Raw genomic sequence first — 18,986 nt, 5'->3', positions numbered from 1 at the left:
ATGCCCGGGAGACACGATCATGCCATTGGACTTCATCCCCGCCGTCGGCAGCGCCGATTTCACCGAGGCGCAGGAGCGCCTGCTGACGCTCGCCAACCGGCTTGGCCGCGAGCGCTTTGCCCCGCGCGCGGCGCAGTGGGACCGCGAGGCCAGCTTCCCCTTTGCCAACTATGATGATCTGCGCGAGGCCGGCCTGCTGGCCTTGTGCGTGCCGCGCGAGTTTGGCGGAGAGGGCGCGGACTTCGCCACGTATTGCATGGTGGGCGCGGAGATCGGCCGCTTTTGTGGCGCCACCGCGCTGACCTACAACATGCACATCTGCTCCACCATGTGGACCGGCATGCTGGCCGACGGCATCGCCATGACGCCCGAGCAGCGCGCCGAGCACGAGGCCCGGCGCGAGCTGCACTTTGCGCGCGTGGTGAAGGACGGCGCGATCTACGCTCAGCCCTTCTCGGAGGGCTCGGCCGCCGCAGCCGGGCGCGCGCCCTTCGGCACCAGCGCACGCAAGGTCGAAGGCGGCTGGGTGCTCAATGGCCGCAAGATCTTTGCGTCGCTGTCGGGCGCGGCGGACTACTACGGCATCCTCTGCACGGAGGAGTGCGCGGACCACTCGCCCGATATGCGCGACACGCTCTACATCGCGGTGCCGGGCGAGGCCGAAGGCCTCACCGTGACCGGAGAGTGGGACCCGATGGGCATGCGCGGCACGGTGTCGCGCACACTGCTGCTCAAGGATGTGTTCGTCGCCGACCAGGAGCAACTGATGCCGCGCGGCGTCTATTACAAAGCGGCGCAGACCTGGCCAGCCATGTTCTTCACGCTCTCGCCGACCTATCTCGGCGTGGCGCAGGCCGCATACGACTTCACCGTGCAGTACCTGCGCGGCGAAGTGCCGGGCCAGCCGCCGGTGAAGCGCCGCATGTATCCCACCAAGCAGATCGCCGTGGCGCAGATGCGCATCCAGCTGGAGAACATGCGCTCGATCTTCTGGCGCGTGATTCATGAAGCCTGCGCCAGCCCGGGGAAGGATGCGCGCATGCGGCTGTACGCTGCGCACTACAGCGTGATGGAAGGCGCTAACGACATCGCCCGGCTGGCGATCCGCACCTGCGGCGGCCAGTCCATGCTCAAGGACCTGCCGCTGGAGCGGCTCTATCGCGATTCGCGCTGCGGCGCGCTGATGCTGCCCTGGACCGCCGAGCTGATCCTGGACCGCATGGGGCGCGAGACCCTGTACGAGTCGGGCGAGCGCGACGAATGAGCGAGCGCGCCAACCGGCTGTTCGCTGGCACGCCGGAGCCGGGCGCGCTGCTGCGCACGCTGCATGCGCATGTCAGTGCCGCGCCCCTGCGCCCGGCGCTGCATAGCCTCGGCTACACCATCGACTATGGCAAGCTGTGGCGCCGCGTGGAACGCGTCTGCGCACACCTGGCCGGCACCTGGGGCGTGCAGCCGGGCGATCGCGTGGGCACGCTGTGCCTGAACCACGATCTGCAGCTCGCCATCCTGTTCGCGTGCGCAAGGCTCGGGGCCATCTTCGTGCCGCTGAACTTCCGGCTGGCCGTGCCGGAGCTGAGCGCCATCGCCGCGCATGCGGGCATTCGCCTGCTGTTCCACGATGCGCCGCACGCGCAGGCTGCGGCGGCGGTGGCAGCCGCCCTGCCGGAGCCTGCCGCGCGGGCGCCGATCGATAGCCTGATCGACCGGCCGGCGCCGCTGGACACGCCCCTGCCGAGGCCATCGCAGCCGTCCGGCGAGGCGCCCCTGCTACTGGTCTACACCTCCGGCTCCACAGGCCATCCCAAGGGCGCGCTGCACACGCAGGCCGGCTTGCTGGCCAACGCGCGCGCGAGCTGGTGGGCGCACGGCATGACGCGGGACGACCATGTGCTGTCCGTGCTGCCGCTGTTCCATGTGGGCGGCTTGTGCATCCAGACGCTGCCGGCATTGCTGGCCGGGGCGCAGGTGACGTTGCACCAGCGTTTCGCGCCGGATGCCTGGCTCGATGCGTGCGCGCAGACGCAGCCCACGCTGTCGCTGATGGTGCCAGCCACGCTGCGCGCCGTGCTGGAACATCCCGGCTGGCCAAGCGTGGACCTCTCTTCGCTGCGCGGCGTGATGGCTGGCTCCTCGCCGATTCCCCGCGCGTACATTGATGCCTTCCATGCGCGCGGCGTCCCGCTCGGGCAGGTCTACGGCGCTACAGAGACCGGTCCCGTATCGGTCGTGCTGCGCCTGGACCAGGCCAAGGCCCGGCCCGGCTATGCCGGCTGGCCCCAGCCGGAGGTACAGGTACGGCTAGCCGATGCGCAAGGCATTGCGGTCGCCGATGGCGAAGTGGGCGAGCTCTGGCTCGCGGGCGCCAACCTGATGCAGGGTTACTGGCGGCAGCCGGAGCATCCGGATTTCCGCGATGGCTGGTTCCGCTCGGGAGACCTAGCGCATCGCTATACCGATGGTTGCATCGAGGTGGTCGGCCGCAGCAAGGACATGATCATCTCGGGCGGGGAGAACATCTATCCGGCCGAGATCGAGAACGCGCTGCTGGGCCTGCCCGGCGTGCTGGATTGCGCGGTGGTGGGGCTGCCGGACGCGCGCTGGGGCGAGGTGCCGGTTGCCGTCGTGGTGGCTGCCGCCGGCGCGGATCGCGCCGCGCTGGCGCCAGAGGCGCTGCGTGAAACGCTGGCGCTATCGATTGCGCGGTTCAAGCTGCCGCAGCGGGTGGTGCTGGTGGACAGCCTGCCCAGGAGCGCGCTTGGCAAGGTGCTCAAGCCCCAGTTGCGGGCGATGGTGGCGGCGTCGTTGCGCTAGCGTCCGGCTGGCCTTGCAGAGCCTCGGCCAGGAACGCCACGAACGCGCCCACCTTCCGTTGCAGGTGCCGGTGGCTGGCATAGAGCGCATAGATGCTCCGGCCGGCCAGCGCATGCTCCGGCAGCACCCTGACCAGCTCGCCGCGCGCCAGCAGGGGCAGCGCGATGAATGAGGGCAGCGCGCCGATGCCTAGCCCGGCCAGCAGCATATCGCTGAGCAGCAGGCTGTTGTTGGCCGAGAAGCGCGCGGGCACTTCGATGCTGGTGGTGCCTTGCGGCCCTTCCAGGTGCCAGCTGCCGGGATAGTCGGCCAGCTGGTAGGCCAGGCAGTCGTGGTTGCGCAGATCCTCGACGGTGCGCGGCGTGCCGCGCGCTGCCAGGTAGGCGGGGGCGGCGCAGATGGTTTGCTCTACCTTGCCCAGCCGCCGCGCGATGAGGGACGAGTCCGTCAATGCAGAGCGGATGCGCAGCGAGACGTCGAAGCCCTCCGACACCACGTCCAGCAAGCGGTCGTCCAGGGTCAGCTCGACCTGTACCTGCGGATAGCGCGCCATGAACGTCACCAGCAGAGGCGAGAGCACCTTGAGCCCGAACGATAGCGGCGCGTTCACGCGCAGGCGGCCGCTGATCTCATCCGTGCCGGCGGCTGTAGCCCGCTCCAGCGCATCGAGCTCGTCGAGCAGGCGGCAGCACTCGGCAAAGTAGGCGCGGCCGGTTTCCGACAGGCGCATGCGGCGCGTGGTGCGCTGGATCAGCAGCGCGCCCAGGCGCGCCTCCAACTGGCGCACCTGCTTGCTGACCGCGGCGGTCGACTGCCCGAGATCGGCGGCAGCCTGGCTGAAGCTATCGCGTTCCACCACGCGCCGGAAGGTGCGCATCGCCGCGAGCAGATCCATATATTTTCCTGCTGGTTGAATATGTTTGTCTGAATTTGCAGATTATCTACCATCACGTGCCTAATAGGATGGCGGCATGCCTTCCACGTTGCTGTGGAAACCGCCAATCCAGTCAGGAGTCCACTATGTCCTTTCGTCTTACCCCTGCCGCCAGCGCCACGCGCCGCCTGGCCGCTTTTTCCCTGCCGCTGCTGTTCGCGCTACTGAGCGGCGCCGCTGGCGCGGCGCCCCAGGTGGGCGTCAGCCCCTGGGGCCCTAAGGATGAGATCGGCCGCCTCAACCTGATTACCCCGGCCTCGCGCGCCGCCATCATGGCGCGGGTTTCCGGCACGCAGGCCTACGACCTGGCGGTGGACTACTTCATCGGCATGCCGAGCTGGCAGGCCGCCGGCGATCCGCCCTACCAGATGTGGATGACCCATACCCCGCACGGCAACCTGGTGGCTGATTCCATGCAGGTGGGCGAGGCGATGAACCGGCATGTCAGCTACAGCGGCTCGGCGGTTTCCATGTATGCCCACATGGGCACGCATATCGATGCGCTGAACCACTTCGGCCTGAACGGCAAGATCTGGAATGGCTATTCCGCTGCCGAGCACCTGGGCGATCGCGGCTGGAAAGTGACAGGCGCGGAGAAGTTGCCGCCGATCGTCGCCCGTGGCGTGCTGATCGACGTGGCCGCGGCCAAGGGGCTGGACATGCTGCCCGACAACTACCGCGTGACGCGCAAGGACCTGCGCGAAGCGCTGGACAAGCAAGGCGTGGCGCTGGAGCAGGGCGATGTGGTGCTGATCCGCACCGGGCGCATGCAGCACTATGAAAACGCCCAGGCCTATATGGCCAACCCGCCGGGACTGGGACTGGATGCAGCCAGGTTCCTGGTCGAGGAAGGGGGCGCGATGGTTGTGGGGGCCGATAACCTGAGCTTCGAGACGTTCCCGGCGGAGGTGCCCGACAACTACATCCCGGTCCATACTTATTTGCTGGCGCAGCAGGGCGCACCGATCATCGAGCTGGTGAACCTGGAGGCCTTGTCGCGCGAGCGCGTCTACCAGTTCGCTTTTATCGGCGCCTCATTGAAGTTCCGCGGGGCCGACGCCGCGCCGATCCGGCCGGTCGCTTTGCCGATCCGTTAGGCGCGGCGTCCATTGCAGTCTCGGGCGGCGTGAAGGGTGGCGAACGAGTATGCTACCTATAGTCATGAGCCGGAGAGATCAAGATGGACAACGAGCATGAGATTGCCACGCTGGGCGGTGGTTGCTTCTGGTGCCTGGAAGCGGTGTACCAGCAAGTCAAGGGCGTACGGGCCGTGGAGTCGGGCTATACCGGCGGCCACGTAAACCATCCGACTTACGAGCAGGTGTGCAGCGGCGACACCGGGCACGCCGAAGTGGTGCGCGTGACCTTCGATCCCACGGTGATCAAGTTCCGCGAGATCCTGGAGATCTTCTTTGCCATCCACGATCCCACCACCCTCAACCGGCAGGGCAACGATGTCGGCACGCAGTACCGCTCGGTGATCTTCACCAACACGGAGCCGCAGCGTGCCATGGCCGAGTATGTGATGCGGGAGGTGGCGGAGCACAAGCTCTACGATGCGCCGCTGGTGACGCAGATCGAGCCCACGCAACCGTACTGGCGCGCGGAGGAAGGCCACCAGAATTACTTCCAGAACCACCCGAACCAGGGCTATTGCTCGTTTGTGATTTCACCCAAGCTGGCCAAGTTCCGGCAGAAGTTCGCGCATCACCTGAATCGCTGATGCGCCGGGCCTGCGCTCAGCTTGCTTCCAGGCGCTCGGCAATGGCCTCGGCCAGCCGCACACAAGTCAACGGCGCCGAGCCTTCCGCCTTGTTGCTGACGATCACATAGGCGGGCTGGCCCGCGCGCAGCGTGCGCACCACCTGCTCGGCGATCACCGCGCGGGTATGCGGGTCTTCGTCGATCAGCCGGTCAAACGGCGCGTAGCGGGATTCGGCTTGCTCGTAGGCAAAGCCCGCATGCAACATCCACCGCAGCACCAGCGGTCCTGGTGCGCCCTCGTCCATGAGTGCTTGTGCTGGCAGTTGCCGTTCGGCCGGCGGCATGCGCTCGCGCGCGGACAGGCAGAAACGCACGCCGCGTGCGCGCAGCAGCTTGATGAAGCGCGGCGTGAGCAAGGCGGCATCGCGCAACTCCACAGCGTAGCAGGCGTGCGGTGTCGTGGCGGCGTCGAGCGCGGGCAGGGCGCCGAGGAAGGCGTCGAGCCGCGACAGGAAGCCGGCGCTGTCGGTGGCCATCGCACCTAGCGGGGAAAGCTGGAACAGCAGCGGCCCGCACTTGGCGCCGAGGCCCGCGGTGGCCGGCGCGACGAAATCGCGCGCGGCGATCTCGGCATCGAGGAAGCTGGCGTTGGCCAGCCGGCCGGCGCCTTCGGACGTGCGCAGCCACGGATCGCAAACGCTGGCAGGTGCCTTGACCAGGAAGCGGAAGTGCGCGGGCACCTGGGCCGCGTAGGCAACGTAGTCGGCAAGCGGGATCGGCGCGTAGAACCCGCGATCGATGCCGGCGGCACGCAGCAAGGGATGCTGCGAGTAGGCGGCCAGTCCTTTGCGCGAAAGCAGGCTGTCGGTGTACTCCCCCTGGTAGACCAGGCCGTTCCAGCCGCCATAGGACCATGATGATGTGCCGAGATGCAGCCCGGCCGGCAGGCGTTCGGCCAGCGCGAGCAGGGCAGGGTCCGGGGCCGGCGCCAGTACACTTTTGCCGCGCGATGGCTTGGCGGCAGCGGTCGGGGAAGCTCCGGCAAGTGGTGCGGCGCCGGCAGCGGCCACCCCTGGCGGCTCCAGCAGGCCGCCGAACAGGTCTTCAGTCAAGCCGATTTTCAGTCAAGCGATTTGTCGTAGATGTAGCGGCGCGACCAAGGCAAGCTCTGCGACGAGAGGCCGGCCTTGTGGCAAACCACCTGGTAGATCGACATCTGGTCGGTATCGAAGGCATGGCCGCAGCCTGCCAGGTAGACGCGCCAGATGCGGTATTTCTTCTCGCCCACCATGGCCCGGATGGTATCACCCTGCGCTTCGAAGTTGTCCGCCCAATGTTGCAGCGTGCGCCGGTAGTGGCCGCGCATCAACTCTACATCGGTGGCTTCCAGGCCGCCGCGCTGCAGGGTGTTGAGCACCATGCCGATGTGCGGCAGCTCGCCCTGCGGGAACACGTAGCGGTCCATGAACTCGGAGCCGTCCATGGGCGTGGCGCCGCTGTCGGGGTCGGGCGACGTGATGCCGTGGTTCATGGCGAAGCCATCATCGGCGAGCAACTCGCGCATGCGGCCGAAATAGGCGGGCAGGTTGTCCTTGCCGACGTGCTCGAACATGCCGACGCTGGTGATGCGGTCGAAGGTGCCGGCCGTGTCGCGGTAATCCTGCAAACGGATCTCGATGCGGTCGGACAGGCCCGCCTGCCTGACGCGTTCGGTCGCCAGGTCGAACTGGTTCTGCGACAGCGTGATGCCCACGCAGCGCGCGCCGAACTTTTCCGCCGCGCGGATGACCAGCGCGCCCCAGCCGCAGCCAATGTCGAGCAAGGTCTGTCCGGGCTGCAGCCGGATCTTGGTCAGGATGTGGTCGATCTTCTTGCGCTGGGCGGTGGCAAGGTCTTCATTGCCATGCTCGAAGTAGGCGCAGGAGTACACCATGCCCGGGTCCAGCCAGAGCCGGTAGAACGCGTTGGATACGTCGTAGTGATACTGGATCGAGGCCTTGTCCGCCGCCTTGGTGTGGGCGAAATGCTGGGCCACCCGTGCCAGTGCGCCACCGGCCTGCGCGCTGGCGGCAGCCGAGAAGCGGTAAGCCACGGCGATGATGTCGCTGAGCGTGCCGTCCAGGTCGATCTTTTCCTGGACATAGGCTTCGCCGAGATTGTCGAGGCTGGGCGTGAGCAGCAGGGGCAGGGCACCCGCCTCGCGTATGGTCAGGGTCACCGCGGGATGATCGAAGCGGCCGAGCGGATACTCGTTGCCGTTCCATAGCCGCAGCCTCACAGGGAGATTGGCCCGGTCGCGCAGATCGGCGATCCAGTGGTCCAGTTGCTTGTCCAGTGCTTGCTTGAAAAACATGCGGCCTCCCTCCTGATGGTTGCGGCACACTCCTCGAACTACAGCACAGGGCAGGCGGGGCCTGCTCCTGGTGGCCGCTTCCTCACAAAACCGGAAAGCGACCCTGACTTACTTTACGACAATTCCTAATTTTGTGCAGTGCGCGGCCTCGGCAACCGGTGGCACCGCGGCTCATGGCGCTCAGGGCGCTCAGGGCGCTCAGGGCGACAGACGCACGATTTGCCAGCTGCCGTCCGGCGCCAGGCGGTAGGCGATCCGGTCGTGCAGGCGCGACGGGCGTCCCTGCCAGTACTCGATGCGGGTCGGCACCAGCCGGTACCCGCCCCAGTGCGCCGGCCGCGGCGGGTTATCGCCGAACTTGGCGCGGAAATCCGCTTCGCGCTGCTCCAGCACCGTGCGGTCCGCCACCTCGCGGCTCTGCTCCGAGGCCCATGCCCCGAGGCGCGAGCCGAGCGGACGCGTCGCGTAGTAAGCATCGCTCTCGCTATCGGTAACTTTTTCAACGCGTCCTTCCACGCGCACCTGGCGCTCCAGCTGCACCCAGTGGAACAGCAGCGCCGCGCGCGGGTTGGCGGCAAGGTCCAGGCCCTTGCGGCTTTCGTAGTTGGTGAAGAACGTAAAGCCCTGGGTGTCCATGGCCTTGAGCAGCACAATGCGTGCCGAGGGCTGGCCGTCGGCGTCGACGGTGGCCAGCGTCATGGCATTGGGTTCCGGGAGCTTGGCGTGGATGGCTTCATCGAACCAGCGCTGGAACTGGCTGATGGGATCGGACGCCACGTCGGATTCGGACAGCGATCCGAGTACGTAGGTGCGGCGGAGGTCGGCGAGTTGGGTCATGTCGGATCAGGTATCGAGTCAGCAGGCCGCGCGCGGGGCAAGCATGCACGGCGCCGGCGGCCTGTCTGATTTGAGTATAGCGAAAGCGCAGCGGACCGCATTTGCGCCTAAGCAACTTATGCGCGATGCCGTGGGCGCCTCAGGCCGGCGGCTGGGGCAGCTTGCGGGCCTGGCCACGCGAGTAATAGCCGGCCACGCCCATTGCCCCTGCCATCGACAGGAAAATCGGCAGCATGCCAAGCGCCGTGCCGACCACGCCAAAGGTCAGCGGCCACACCACCTGGCTGGTATTGAGCACGGCCGAGCGCAATCCCAGGGCCTCGCCGGCGCGCCCGGTGGGCGAGGCCGTGTGCAGGATGTTCATGACGTTGGGCTGTGCGCTGCCGAGCGCCAGGCCCAGCAGGAAGGCCAGGCAGCACATCAGCCAGAACTCGGCCGCGAAGGGGTAGAGCAGGTAGGCCACCGCCCCGACCAGCAGCGCGACCCGAATCACCTTCCACTCCGAGAGCCGGCGCGACACCAGCGGCATTGCCACACGGATGGCGAAGGTGGCAATGGCGAAGGCACCCAGCACCCAGCCGACCGACGACGGCGAAAGGCCAACCCGGGTGCCCTGGATGGGAATGAGGAAGGCGTGCAGGTCCCAGGCCGCCGACAGGACCGCACTGGCGATAAAGACCGCGCGCAACTCCGGGTGGGCAAGCAAGCCCAATGTGGAGTTGCGGGTGCCGTCCACGATGGCGCCGCGCGCGGCGCGCCCGCCGTGTGCCGGCAGCCGCCCGCGCATGAAGTACAGGCCGACCAGCCCTGCGGCCGCTACCGCCACCAGCACAAAGAAAGCCGGGCGGTAGCCAGCGTGCTCGATCACATAGCCCATCATCACCGGGCCCAGCGTGCCGGAGAACGAGAATCCCAGCGCTTGGAGCGTGTAGTTGCGCAGCCGCGTGCCATCGGTGGAAATCTGCCCGATCAGCAACTGCATGGCGACCTGCACCAGCATGAAGCCGACGCCGATCAGCGCGCAGGAAAGGTAGAGTGCCGCGATGCCCGGCCACACTGCCGGCAGCAGCGTGCCCGCGACCACCATCAATGAGCCCGCGGTCATCGGCTTGCGTGGCCCGATCTCGTCGATGCGCTTGCCGGCATGGATCGCCAGCAGCATCGGCAGCAACGCATAAAGCGACATCAGGATGCCGAGCGTGACGGTCGAGGCTTTGAGCGAGAGGGCAAACAGTGACACCACGACGCGGCTGGCATTGAAGGCTACGTGGTTGCACACCGTTAGGGCGATCAGGCAGCCGATCGGCGGGACGGTGGCATGTAGCGGCGTCATGCAGGGGCGGGGGCTGGAGGGGAAATCGGGAAAAACAAGTGCGGCCGAAACCGCACCCTGAGAAGGACGCCGGCCTCGAAATGCATCGGAGCCAGACATCCGCTTCATGCCACGTATTGGAAACTTCGTTGTAAATGGCCGTTTAATTATGCGGCCGAATGTGGGCGATGCACAACGATGCCTTGCATTGCAATGCACCAAAGTGTTGCGTAATTGCGTCGACGGCGGGATGGGTGTCGCAAGGTGTCGCAAGCAGGCAACGCCCGGCTTGCAACCGAGCGGCGCACCGCCGGTCAGCCGCCCTGATAGAGCGTATTGCCTGGTGCTGGCCGATCGGGTGCGCCGGGGCGCGACGGTGCAGTGGGCTTGACCGGTGCCGAGGCGGCGGGCGTGGCTTGCGCGTCCGGCGAAGGGGCAGGGCCGGCCGCCTGGCTGGTCTTGCCGGTCTTCGGGTCGCGGTAGGCCTGCCCCGGCGGCGGCGCGGTCGGGCGCGTGCGAATCTCCGCCAGCAGCTTGCCGCACTGGCTGTCGGGCGCAGCCGATAGATCGATCAGGGGCAGGACTGCCGTGGCCACCGGCGCGACCAGCGCCAGTGCCACCACGCCGCCGGCGCGCAAGGCCAGCACGCCGATGTCCGGGCTGACCGAGGGCTTCTTCAGCGTGCCGCCCACATAGAGCGGCGAGCGCAGCGAGAAGATGCGCAGCCCCTTGGAATCCGGCCGCACGGTGAGCGCTAGCCGCTCGCTGCCAAGGTCGATGGCGCCGCTGGTGTCGATCACGGCGTCCTGGGTGTCGATGACGAAGACGCGCGAGCGCGCCACGCCGTTGGTGAAGCTGAAATCGCTGACGCCGCAATGGATCTGCACCGGCTTGTCGCCGAACAGCTTGGAGATCACCACGCTGCCCACGTTCAGGCCCATCGCCTCGAGCAGGAACTTGCTGACCGTGCCGTTTTCCACCAGCAGCTTGGCCTCGCCATTGGACGAGCCCAGCAAGGCCGCCACCGAGTTGCCGGTGGCGCTCAGCTTGGCGCTGCCGTTGACCTCACCCACGCTGGCGCGCATCGACTCGAACTTCGGGAACAATTGCTTGAGCTGGAGGTGGCGCGCTTTCATGTCGATGGTGGCGGCGAGCGGCTCGCGCTTGCCGTTGAGCTGCAGCGAGGACATCAGGTTGCCGCCGGCCACGCCGAAGTTCAGCGGGTCCAGTGTCAGCACGCCATCGTCGAGCTTGAGGTGGGTGACGAGGTCGGTGATCGGCAGGTCGGCGGTGCGGATGATGCGCTTGCCGGTGAACTTCACGTCGGCGTCGATGCTGTCCCAGCGCTCGGTACGGAACGGCGCCACCGGCAGCGCCTTGTCGGCGGGCTGGCGCACTGTGCTGTCGGATGCTGCCTGCCCGGGCTTGGCGTCCGCACCGATCAGCGGAGCCAGGTCCTCAAAGCGCAGTTGCTTCGATTCCAGTTCGCCCGACAACAGGGCGCGTGGCTGGCGCTGCGTGTAGGTGAGCGAGCCGTTCAGGTCGCTGCCGCCGACGCGCCCGGAAAACTTGTCGTACCGGTACACGGAAGCACCTTTGCGCAAGGTGGCAACCAGCCGGCCGCGGGTCTCGTAGGGCGGAGTGCTCGGCAGCACGATGCCGGTCAGCGCGTACAGCTTGGCCATGTTGTCGCCGGACAGCTGTAGGTGCATGTCGAGCGCGCCCAGGTGGGCGGGGTTGGTCAGCGTGCCCTCCACGACCGCGCGGGTGTTGCCCACCCGCACATCGGCCTGCAGCGGGAAGGGGTCCTGTGTATCGCGCAGGCTCAGCACGGTGCCGGCCTTGCCGGTGGCGTTGATGGTGGCCTGGTTGTAGCGTCCCGTGGCCTTCCAGCGCAGGCCATAGCGCTGGCCGGCGCTGCCGGGCTGGCCGACGGCGCCGGCCGTGCCGGATGCCGGGGGCGCGATCAGGGCGCCGTCGCGGGTCTTGTCGTAGAGGGCGGCGTCGCCGATGGTGTCCAGGCGCGCCTGCAGCTCAATCTTCATTGCCTGGTCGTCCAGCGCCAGGTCGCCGCGCGCCAGCGAGATCTCGCCGATGTCGAGCCGCCATGGCGATGGCGCCTTGCCGGCGGGCGTGACGAAGGTCCAGTTGTTGCGCTGGTCGGCCAGCCGCTCCAGCCAGACCGCGGGGCTGTCGACGGTAATGCTGGGGATCGAGATCTGGTGGGAGAGCAGGGGCAGCGGGCGTAGCACGAAGATCAGCTCGCGCACGGTGGCAAAGTTGGCCTCCTGTGCCCATTCCGGGTTGCCGACGGTGATATCCCGGGCAGACAGGCGTGGCCAGGGGACCCAGGTGTGCCAGCCGGTCTCGCCCTCGGCGCTGCGCCAGGTCAGGGTGAGGTCGCCATTGACGGCAAAGGGCCGGCCGATGGCCTCGGTAACCTTCTGGTTCAGCCACGGCTTGAGGCGGTTCCAGTCGAAGGTCAGAATGATCACGACAAGCGCCGCGATCAGCACCAGCGGTGTCAGTACACTCCAGAGAACGGCCTTGCGGCGCAGGGGCATGGGATCGGTTTCCTGGTTGGCGCCGGCAGCCGCGCGCACTCTGCGAGACAATGCGGCGGTCGAACCACTGCTGTGGGTATTGTATAGTTGCGCGCCCCGCTCCCCTGTCGGCGCTTGGCTGACAAGGTGCGGCAACGCGCGCTTTTCCCCCGCAGTGTCCTCCAATTCAGCCAGCTTCGAGCGTAGAAATGAGCAACCCCGTCCCCGCAATCTCCACCCAGCCGGAACCGGAGCTGGCGCAACTGCCGCCGGCCCTTACCCACGAGAGCCCGGAGGATGACGACTACCACCGCCGCTTCGGCGGCGTGGCGCGCCTGTACGGCGCGGCGGGCCTGGCGCGGCTGGAGGCGGCCAGCGTTTGCGTGGTCGGCATCGGCGGCGTGGGCAGCTGGGCGGCCGAGGCGCTGGCGCGCAACGCGGTCGGCCGCGTCACGCTGATCGATCTGGACCATATCGCGGTATCCAACACCAACCGCCAGATCCACGCGCTGGGCGACGCCTATGGCCGCGCCAAGGTGCAGGCCATGGCGGAGCGCATGGTGCAGATCAACCCGCGCTGCCGGGTAACCGAGGTGGACGATTTCGTGACCCCGGAGAATCTGGTCGAACTGCTCGACGGGCACGACTACATCATTGATGCGATCGACTCGGTCAAGGTCAAGATCGCCATGCTGGGCTGGGCCCGCCGCATGGGCCGGCGCATCATCACCTGCGGCGGCGCCGGCGGCCAGCTCGACCCGACCCGCATCCGCGTGGTGGACTTTTCCCGCACCGTGCAGGACCCGCTGCTGGCCAAGGTGCGCTCCACCCTGCGCAAGGACTGGGGCTGGCCGCGCAACCCCAAGCGCAAGTTCGGCATCGACGCGGTCTTCTCCGACGAGCCGCTGCGCTATCCGGAGCCCGAGCAGCAGTCCTGCGAGATCGACGAGGCCCCGCAAGCCGCGCCAGGCACCTCGGCTGAGCCGCCGGCCGGCCCGCAGGGCCTGGCCTGCGCCGGCTTCGGCTCCTCGGTGGCGGTCACCGCGGTGTTCGGGATGGTGGCGGCGTCCAGCGTGCTGGCCGCCCTCACGGCGCCGGACGTTTCGACGGCGCCGGAATGAGCATCGCGGCGGCTGGCTACGCCGCGAGCGTGGCCAGCAGGGCGTTCAGCGCGGCGTCGTCCGGCGCCGTATTGTCGAAGTAGGCCAACTCGGGGTACTGCGCCGGCTCGGGCATGAAGCGCCGGGTGCGGTAGTCGTCCCAGTGCGCCAGCTTGTAGGCATCGTTTGGATTGGCACGCTTGACGATGCGCGCATGCGCCTCGTTCTCCGGCAGGTGCACCCACAGGGTGCGCACGATGGTGCCGGCGGGCACGTGCAGCCATTCGGGATCGTGCAGCAGGTGGTCGCGCACCTCGCGCGATAGCGGGCCCACCACGATCACGCTGATGCCCAGGGCGAGGTTCTCCCGCGCGGTATCCAGCAGGCCATGATATTCCGCATTGCGCAGGTACTTGAGGTAGGTCGGGCTGTCGCGGTCGTTCGGGTCCCCAGTCAGCGCGCCCATTGCGGCGGCGCTATAGCCGCCGTAGAGCGTGTCCTTGTCGAGCAGGCAGAACGGCTCGCCGGTGGCCTGCATCAGTGGGCCGATCAGGCGGTGGGCCAGGGTGGTCTTGCCGGTGCCGGCATGGCCGCAGAAGAAGAGCAGTCGGGGCATGGGAAGCCAGGAATCAGCCTGGTGCGGTGATGGAGCCAGCCCTGAGCATACCCTGCGCGTGCCGCCGGCCTTGGCGGCGCTGCGGTTTGTCCTGGATCAGTCCGGGCCGCCGCGGATTCGGTATCCTTGCGGTTTTCGCGATGTTGTCCCTTCCGATATGACCGATTCCTCTTCGCCTGGCACCGCCACGCTGGCCCCCGACCTGTTGTTGGGCGAGCCGGTCACCGATGCCACCCACGCCGAATTCGTCCAACTGCTGGATGCCGCCACGCGCGCCGACGATGCGGGCTTCCTGGCAGCCCTGGACGAGTGGATCGACCACACCCGCCATCATTTCGGCCAGGAAGAAGCGTGGATGGAGGCGATGGCCTTCGGCCCGCAGCATTGCCACCGCGGCGAGCACGAGCAGGTGCTGGCGGTGGCCGGTGCGGTGCGCGACAAGGTGGCCGAGGGCGACCTGGCGCTGGGCCGGCGGCTCTTGTCGGAGCTGCCCGGCTGGTTCGACCAACACGTGAAGGCGATGGACGCGATGATGGTCAACCACATGCGCGAGAACGGCTTTAGCCTGATCGAGGCGCCCTCGGAGCAGGCGGGCTAAATGGCCTGGATGGCCTAGATTGCCTAGCTGGCGTCGGCGGCAGCCCGGTCCAGCACGACAAAGTGCTTGCGCACCGGTTCGAGCACCTCGAACAGGCCGGTGAAGCCGGCCGGGATCACGCAGGCGTCGCCGGGCCCGAATTCACGGGCGTTGCCCGCGTCGTCGCTGATGCGCAGGCGGCCGCTGATGACATGGAAGAACTCCTCCTTGCCAGCCGGAAACGCAATGCGCCACGCGCCCGGCTCGCAAGCCCAGATGCCGCAATCGAAATCGCCCTGGCTGGCGCTGTAGTGCGTCCAGGTGGTGCGGTCCGGGTTGCCGGCAACCAGCCGGTCCGGGCGTGGGCGATCGTGGCTGGGAAGCGGTTCGGGGTCGGTCTGGAAGTCGATCAGGCGGGGCGGGGAGGCAGTCACGGCGGAACAGGGCGGTTGCAGGGAAATAAAACGGCGGGCCCGGCCCGCCGCGTTCACCCGCCAGTTTAATTGAGCGCCGAGGCCAGCAGCCGGCGATAGCGCGACACCACGTCAGGCTGGTCGCTCATCAGCTTGAATACCGACAGCATGGCCGTGCGGCCGATATCGTCCTCGAAGGTGCGATCCGTGCGCGCGATGGCCAGCAGTTGCTCCAGCGCCGGCTCATATTGCCGATGCGCGATCAGCGCGCGCGCCAGGTCCAGCCGCGCCTGCAGGTCACCGGGGGCGTCGGCGACACGGGCCGCCAGGGTGGCCGCGTCGGGCAGGTCCGAGGCACCGCGCATGGCCTCGATCCGGGTGCAGAGCGCAGCGTAGCCGTCCTCCTGGGCCGCGTTGGGGGACAACATGCCGAACTCCGACTGGGCCTGGTCCAGCGCATCCTCGTCCAGCAGGAAACCGATGTATTCAAGGCGAGCGGCATCAAAGCCAGGATCGAATGCCAGCGCCGCCTGGAACGCCGACCTGGCCGCCTCGCGGTCGCCCGCGCCGGCAGCGTCGCGGGCAGCACGCAGGGCCACCCTTCCCGGGTCGGGCATCACCCGGGCAACAAACTCGCGCAGCCCGGATTCCGGCAGCACGCCGGTGAACTGGTCCACCGCCTGGCCGTCGGCGAACGCCACCACGTGGGGAATGCTGCGCACGCCGAAATGCGATGCCAGCTCCTGGTTCTCATCCACGTTCACCTTGGCCAGCCGCCATTTGCCGGCCGCCTCGCCCTCAAGCTTTTCCAGCATCGGCCCCAAGGTGCGGCAAGGGCCGCACCACGGGGCCCAGAAATCCACCAGCACGGGGATGTGGCGCGACGTCTCGATCACGTCGGCGTCAAAATTCTGCAGGGTTACGTCGCTCATGGCTTGGCCTCGGAGTGTGGAACGCCGGCGCGAATGGCTCCACTCGCGCAAAGACGTCTTGTGTCTCATATTGGGACCGCCCCGCCGAATGCAACCTTTGCACGCCGCGCGGCATGGATGCCGGCGCAGGCAAGGGTAAGCGATGGATTGAAAAAAGAACGGTCGTTCGGTTATATTGCTTGACTGATTGCTGGTTTCGACAAATTCATCTCTCGCCTCGCATCCAAGACCAGGTCGGATAGACCGCACAGGAGACCTTTATGCAGACCCCCCAGCCCGCGCGCCCGCATTTCCAGTTCTGGCCCAAGCGCGTGCCCACCAAGATCGTGCTGCCGGAGACCTCGCTCTGGTACAACCTGGTGGTCTCCGCCCATCGCTACGCCGACAAGGCGGCCATCCGGTATTTCGGCAACGCCATCACCTTCCGGGCGCTGGAAGCCCAGGCCAGCGCCATGGCGGGCTGGCTGCAGCAAAAGGCCGGCGTGAAGAAGGGTGACCGGGTGCTGCTGTATATGCAGAACTGCCCGCAGTTCATCATTGCCTATTACGCGATCCTGCGCGCGGATGCCGTGGTCGTGCCGGTCAATCCGATGAACCGGTCTGAGGAGTTCAAGCACTACATCACCGACGCGCAGGCCAGCGTGGCGATCTGCAGCGCGGATCTGGCCATGGGCGCCGAGCAGGCCAATAACGAGTTGCCGCCCGAGCAGCGCCTGCAGCACCTGCTGGTCACGCAATACAGCGATGCGCTGCCGGCCAGCTACGAGAACCCCGAAGACGCTCCAGGCGCCTGGCTGACCACGCAGCATCCGCTGCCGGCCGGCGCCACCCCCTGGGCCGAGGCGCTTGCCGCGCAACTGGTGCCTGGCCCGCATACCGCGGGCCCGGACGATATGGCGGTGATGCCCTACACCTCGGGCACCACCGGCTTTCCCAAGGGTTGCATCCACACCCACCGCTCCGTCATGCATAACGTGATCGGCGGCGGCATCTGGAGCGGTAGCGGCGCGGAATCGACGATCCTGGCGGTGCTGCCACTGTTTCACGTGACCGGCATGCAGTACGGCATGAACGGCCCGATCTACAGCGGCGCTACCGTGGTGATGCTGCCGCGCTGGGACCGCGAAGTCGCGGGCCGGCTGATCTCGCGCTTCCAGATCACGCACTGGACCAACATCCCGACCATGGTGATCGACTTCCTGGGCAGCCCGAACCTGGACCAGTTCGACCTGTCGAGCCTGCGCTATATCGGCGGCGGCGGCGCGGCCATGCCGCAGGCGGTAGCAGAGCGCCTGAAGCAGCAGTTCGACCTTAATTACATTGAAGGCTATGGCCTGTCCGAGACCATGGCGCCGACCCACAGCAATCCGGGCGAGCGGCCCAAGCTGCAGTGCCTGGGTGTGCCCACCTTCAATACCGACGCGCGCGTGATCGACCCGGTCACGCTCAAGGAAGTGGCGGTCAACGAGACTGGCGAGATCATCGTGTGCGGCCCGCAGGTGTTCAAGGGCTACTGGGGCAAGCCGGATGCCACGCGCGATGCCTTCATCGAATTCGAGGGCAAGACCTTCTTCCGTACCGGCGACCTGGGCCGCATGGACGAAGAGGGCTACTACTTCATCACCGACCGGCTCAAGCGCATGATCAACGCGTCGGGCTTCAAAGTGTGGCCGGCAGAGGTGGAGAACCTGCTGTACAAGCACCCCGACGTGCAAGAGGCCTGCATCATCGGCACGCGCGATGCGTATCGTGGCGAAACCGTGAAGGCGGTGGTGGTGCTCAAGACACATGCCAAGGGCAAGACCACGCCCGAGGAAATCATCGAATGGGCCAAGGAAAACATGGCGGCCTACAAGTACCCGCGTGTGGTGGAGTTTGTCGACGCGCTGCCCAAGTCGGGCACGGGCAAGGTGATGTGGCGCGCGCTGCAGGAAAGCGAGAACGCGCGCAGCGCGGAGTCGAAGCCAGCGGCCTGAGTGGCCCGAGCGGGTAGCGTCGCATCGGCGGGATGCGCGGGCACGTCCGTGCCCGCGTCAGTGCCCGCGCACGCGCACCAGCATCTTCACCATGGTCTTGTAGCTGCGCTCGCGGGCGTGCCGGGTTGGGGTGGTGCCATCCCGGTCGGCAAGGTTGGCGTCCGCGCCCGCATCCAGCAGCAACTGCACGGTGTCTTCATACCGCGCGCTGCCGTCGCCCATGACGATGGTCTCCAGCAAGGCGGTCCAGCCCTGGCGGTTGATATGGTCGACCGCCACACCGGCTTTCAACAATACCTTCACCACTTCGGTATTGCCATGCTCGCACGCGGCGATCAGGGCGGTGTTGTCGTAGCTGTCCGTGCTGTTGAGGTCGGCCCCATGCGCCAGCGCCAGTTGCACCAGCTCGAGCTGCCCGGTGGCCGCGGCCAGCAGGAAGGGGCTGTTGGATTCCATGTCCTTGCGGTTGACATCGGCGCCCGCCGCCACCAGCGCCTTGGCTACCTCGGTATGGCGGCTATAGACCGCCACCAGCAAGGCACTGCGGCCGCGTTCGTCGGCGGCCTGGGCGGAAGCGCCCGAAGCCAGCAAGCGCTTGACCAGTTCGAGATCTCCCAGCGTTGCCGCGGCAAGGAGATTGCGGTCGAGCCCGCCAACGCCATCGTGCGCGGCAGCGGCGGAGCCCGCAGAGCCTTGCCCATGCGAGCGCGGCGATGACTGGGCCGGGCCATTGCTGGCAGGGCGCGCCGCCAGCGTCGATCCGCCGGGTCCGGCCAGCAGCGCGCCGCCCATCAGCAATCCGGTCAGCCCCAGCACTTCGGCAAGCACCAGTCGGCGGGGGCGGGCAGCAGGGCGTGGCATCCTGGTCGATCCTG

Annotated in this window: 17 protein-coding genes; 7 read left to right on the top strand and 10 right to left on the bottom strand. The window is 67.4% G+C overall.

Features of this window, described 5'->3' with window-relative positions:
* Positions 1–19 precede the first annotated feature (19 nt).
* Positions 20–1,264, top strand: a complete 1,245-nt coding sequence (locus AC1Q7Q_RS20465) for an acyl-CoA dehydrogenase family protein (RefSeq protein ID WP_492375086.1) — start codon at positions 20–22, stop codon at positions 1,262–1,264.
* Positions 1,261–2,814, top strand: coding sequence for a class I adenylate-forming enzyme family protein (locus AC1Q7Q_RS20460; protein WP_492375087.1), 1,554 nt, complete (start codon positions 1,261–1,263; stop codon positions 2,812–2,814). The genes AC1Q7Q_RS20465 and AC1Q7Q_RS20460 overlap by 4 nt, the downstream gene beginning before the upstream one ends.
* Here the strand turns inward: AC1Q7Q_RS20460 and AC1Q7Q_RS20455 are convergent.
* Positions 2,771–3,709, bottom strand: a complete 939-nt coding sequence (locus AC1Q7Q_RS20455) for a LysR family transcriptional regulator (RefSeq protein WP_492375088.1) — start codon at positions 3,707–3,709, stop codon at positions 2,771–2,773. The genes AC1Q7Q_RS20460 and AC1Q7Q_RS20455 overlap by 44 nt on opposite strands.
* Positions 3,710–3,834: 125 nt before the next feature.
* Here AC1Q7Q_RS20455 and AC1Q7Q_RS20450 point away from each other — a divergent pair, with 125 nt between their 5' ends.
* Together AC1Q7Q_RS20450 and msrA are read left to right on the top strand one after the other, a co-directional pair.
* A complete protein-coding gene (locus AC1Q7Q_RS20450; protein WP_492375089.1) occupies positions 3,835–4,845 on the top strand; it encodes a cyclase family protein in 1,011 nt (336 codons plus the stop codon).
* Positions 4,846–4,928: 83 nt separating this feature from the next.
* The gene (msrA, locus tag AC1Q7Q_RS20445) at positions 4,929–5,471 is read left to right on the top strand and encodes a peptide-methionine (S)-S-oxide reductase MsrA (RefSeq protein WP_492375090.1); all 543 of its coding nucleotides are present in this window, start codon (positions 4,929–4,931) and stop codon (positions 5,469–5,471) included.
* Between the two features lie 16 nt (positions 5,472–5,487).
* On the opposite strand, the gene AC1Q7Q_RS20440 is transcribed toward msrA, so the two are convergent.
* The 5 genes from AC1Q7Q_RS20440 to AC1Q7Q_RS20420 all read right to left on the bottom strand — a co-directional run bounded on the left by AC1Q7Q_RS20440 (position 5,488) and on the right by AC1Q7Q_RS20420 (position 12,518).
* Positions 5,488–6,564, bottom strand: coding sequence for a DUF72 domain-containing protein (locus AC1Q7Q_RS20440; protein ID WP_492375091.1), 1,077 nt, complete (start codon positions 6,562–6,564; stop codon positions 5,488–5,490).
* Positions 6,565–6,572: 8 nt separating this feature from the next.
* The gene (locus tag AC1Q7Q_RS20435; protein WP_416049344.1) at positions 6,573–7,805 is read right to left on the bottom strand and encodes a class I SAM-dependent methyltransferase; all 1,233 of its coding nucleotides are present in this window, start codon (positions 7,803–7,805) and stop codon (positions 6,573–6,575) included.
* A 198-nt stretch (positions 7,806–8,003) separates the two neighbouring features.
* Positions 8,004–8,642: a pyridoxamine 5'-phosphate oxidase gene (gene pdxH, locus AC1Q7Q_RS20430; RefSeq protein WP_174422553.1), complete on the bottom strand. Its 639-nt coding sequence runs from the start codon at positions 8,640–8,642 to the stop codon at positions 8,004–8,006.
* A gap of 139 nt (positions 8,643–8,781) precedes the next feature.
* Positions 8,782–9,975, bottom strand: a complete 1,194-nt coding sequence (locus tag AC1Q7Q_RS20425) for an MFS transporter (RefSeq protein WP_492387202.1) — start codon at positions 9,973–9,975, stop codon at positions 8,782–8,784.
* A 293-nt stretch (positions 9,976–10,268) separates the two neighbouring features.
* Positions 10,269–12,518 carry an AsmA family protein gene (locus tag AC1Q7Q_RS20420; protein WP_492375092.1) on the bottom strand — a complete coding sequence of 750 codons (2,250 nt, stop codon included), beginning with the start codon at positions 12,516–12,518 and terminating at the stop codon, positions 10,269–10,271.
* Positions 12,519–12,706: 188 nt separating this feature from the next.
* Here AC1Q7Q_RS20420 and tcdA point away from each other — a divergent pair, with 188 nt between their 5' ends.
* The gene (gene tcdA / locus AC1Q7Q_RS20415) at positions 12,707–13,618 is read left to right on the top strand and encodes a tRNA cyclic N6-threonylcarbamoyladenosine(37) synthase TcdA (protein WP_492375093.1); all 912 of its coding nucleotides are present in this window, start codon (positions 12,707–12,709) and stop codon (positions 13,616–13,618) included.
* Between the two features lie 16 nt (positions 13,619–13,634).
* Here the strand turns inward: tcdA and AC1Q7Q_RS20410 are convergent, their stop codons facing one another.
* On the bottom strand, positions 13,635–14,213 hold the full coding sequence (locus AC1Q7Q_RS20410; RefSeq protein WP_416049340.1) for a P-loop nucleotide/nucleoside kinase family protein: 579 nt from the start codon (positions 14,211–14,213) through the stop codon (positions 13,635–13,637).
* Between the two features lie 157 nt (positions 14,214–14,370).
* Between AC1Q7Q_RS20410 and AC1Q7Q_RS20405 the strand changes: the two genes are divergently transcribed.
* Entirely contained in the window at positions 14,371–14,811 is a 441-nt protein-coding gene (locus AC1Q7Q_RS20405; protein ID WP_174422549.1) for a bacteriohemerythrin, read from the top strand.
* 23 nt (positions 14,812–14,834) lie between these two features.
* On the opposite strand, the gene AC1Q7Q_RS20400 is transcribed toward AC1Q7Q_RS20405, so the two are convergent.
* Both AC1Q7Q_RS20400 and trxA read right to left on the bottom strand, forming a co-directional pair.
* A complete protein-coding gene (locus AC1Q7Q_RS20400) occupies positions 14,835–15,224 on the bottom strand; it encodes a cupin domain-containing protein (RefSeq protein ID WP_492375094.1) in 390 nt (129 codons plus the stop codon).
* A gap of 65 nt (positions 15,225–15,289) precedes the next feature.
* Positions 15,290–16,135 carry a thioredoxin gene (gene trxA / locus AC1Q7Q_RS20395; RefSeq protein WP_492375095.1) on the bottom strand — a complete coding sequence of 282 codons (846 nt, stop codon included), beginning with the start codon at positions 16,133–16,135 and terminating at the stop codon, positions 15,290–15,292.
* A 260-nt stretch (positions 16,136–16,395) separates the two neighbouring features.
* Here trxA and AC1Q7Q_RS20390 point away from each other — a divergent pair, with 260 nt between their 5' ends.
* Positions 16,396–18,111 carry a long-chain fatty acid--CoA ligase gene (locus AC1Q7Q_RS20390; RefSeq protein ID WP_492375096.1) on the top strand — a complete coding sequence of 572 codons (1,716 nt, stop codon included), beginning with the start codon at positions 16,396–16,398 and terminating at the stop codon, positions 18,109–18,111.
* Between the two features lie 57 nt (positions 18,112–18,168).
* Here the strand turns inward: AC1Q7Q_RS20390 and AC1Q7Q_RS20385 are convergent, their stop codons facing one another.
* A complete protein-coding gene (locus AC1Q7Q_RS20385) occupies positions 18,169–18,972 on the bottom strand; it encodes an ankyrin repeat domain-containing protein (protein ID WP_492375097.1) in 804 nt (267 codons plus the stop codon).
* Positions 18,973–18,986: the final 14 nt, after the last annotated feature.

The sequence above is a fragment of the Cupriavidus sp. GW823-FHT07A04 genome, from assembly GCF_058794615.1.
Note: the sequence above shows the minus strand (reverse complement) of the source record. Positions and strands in the feature narration are given on the sequence as shown.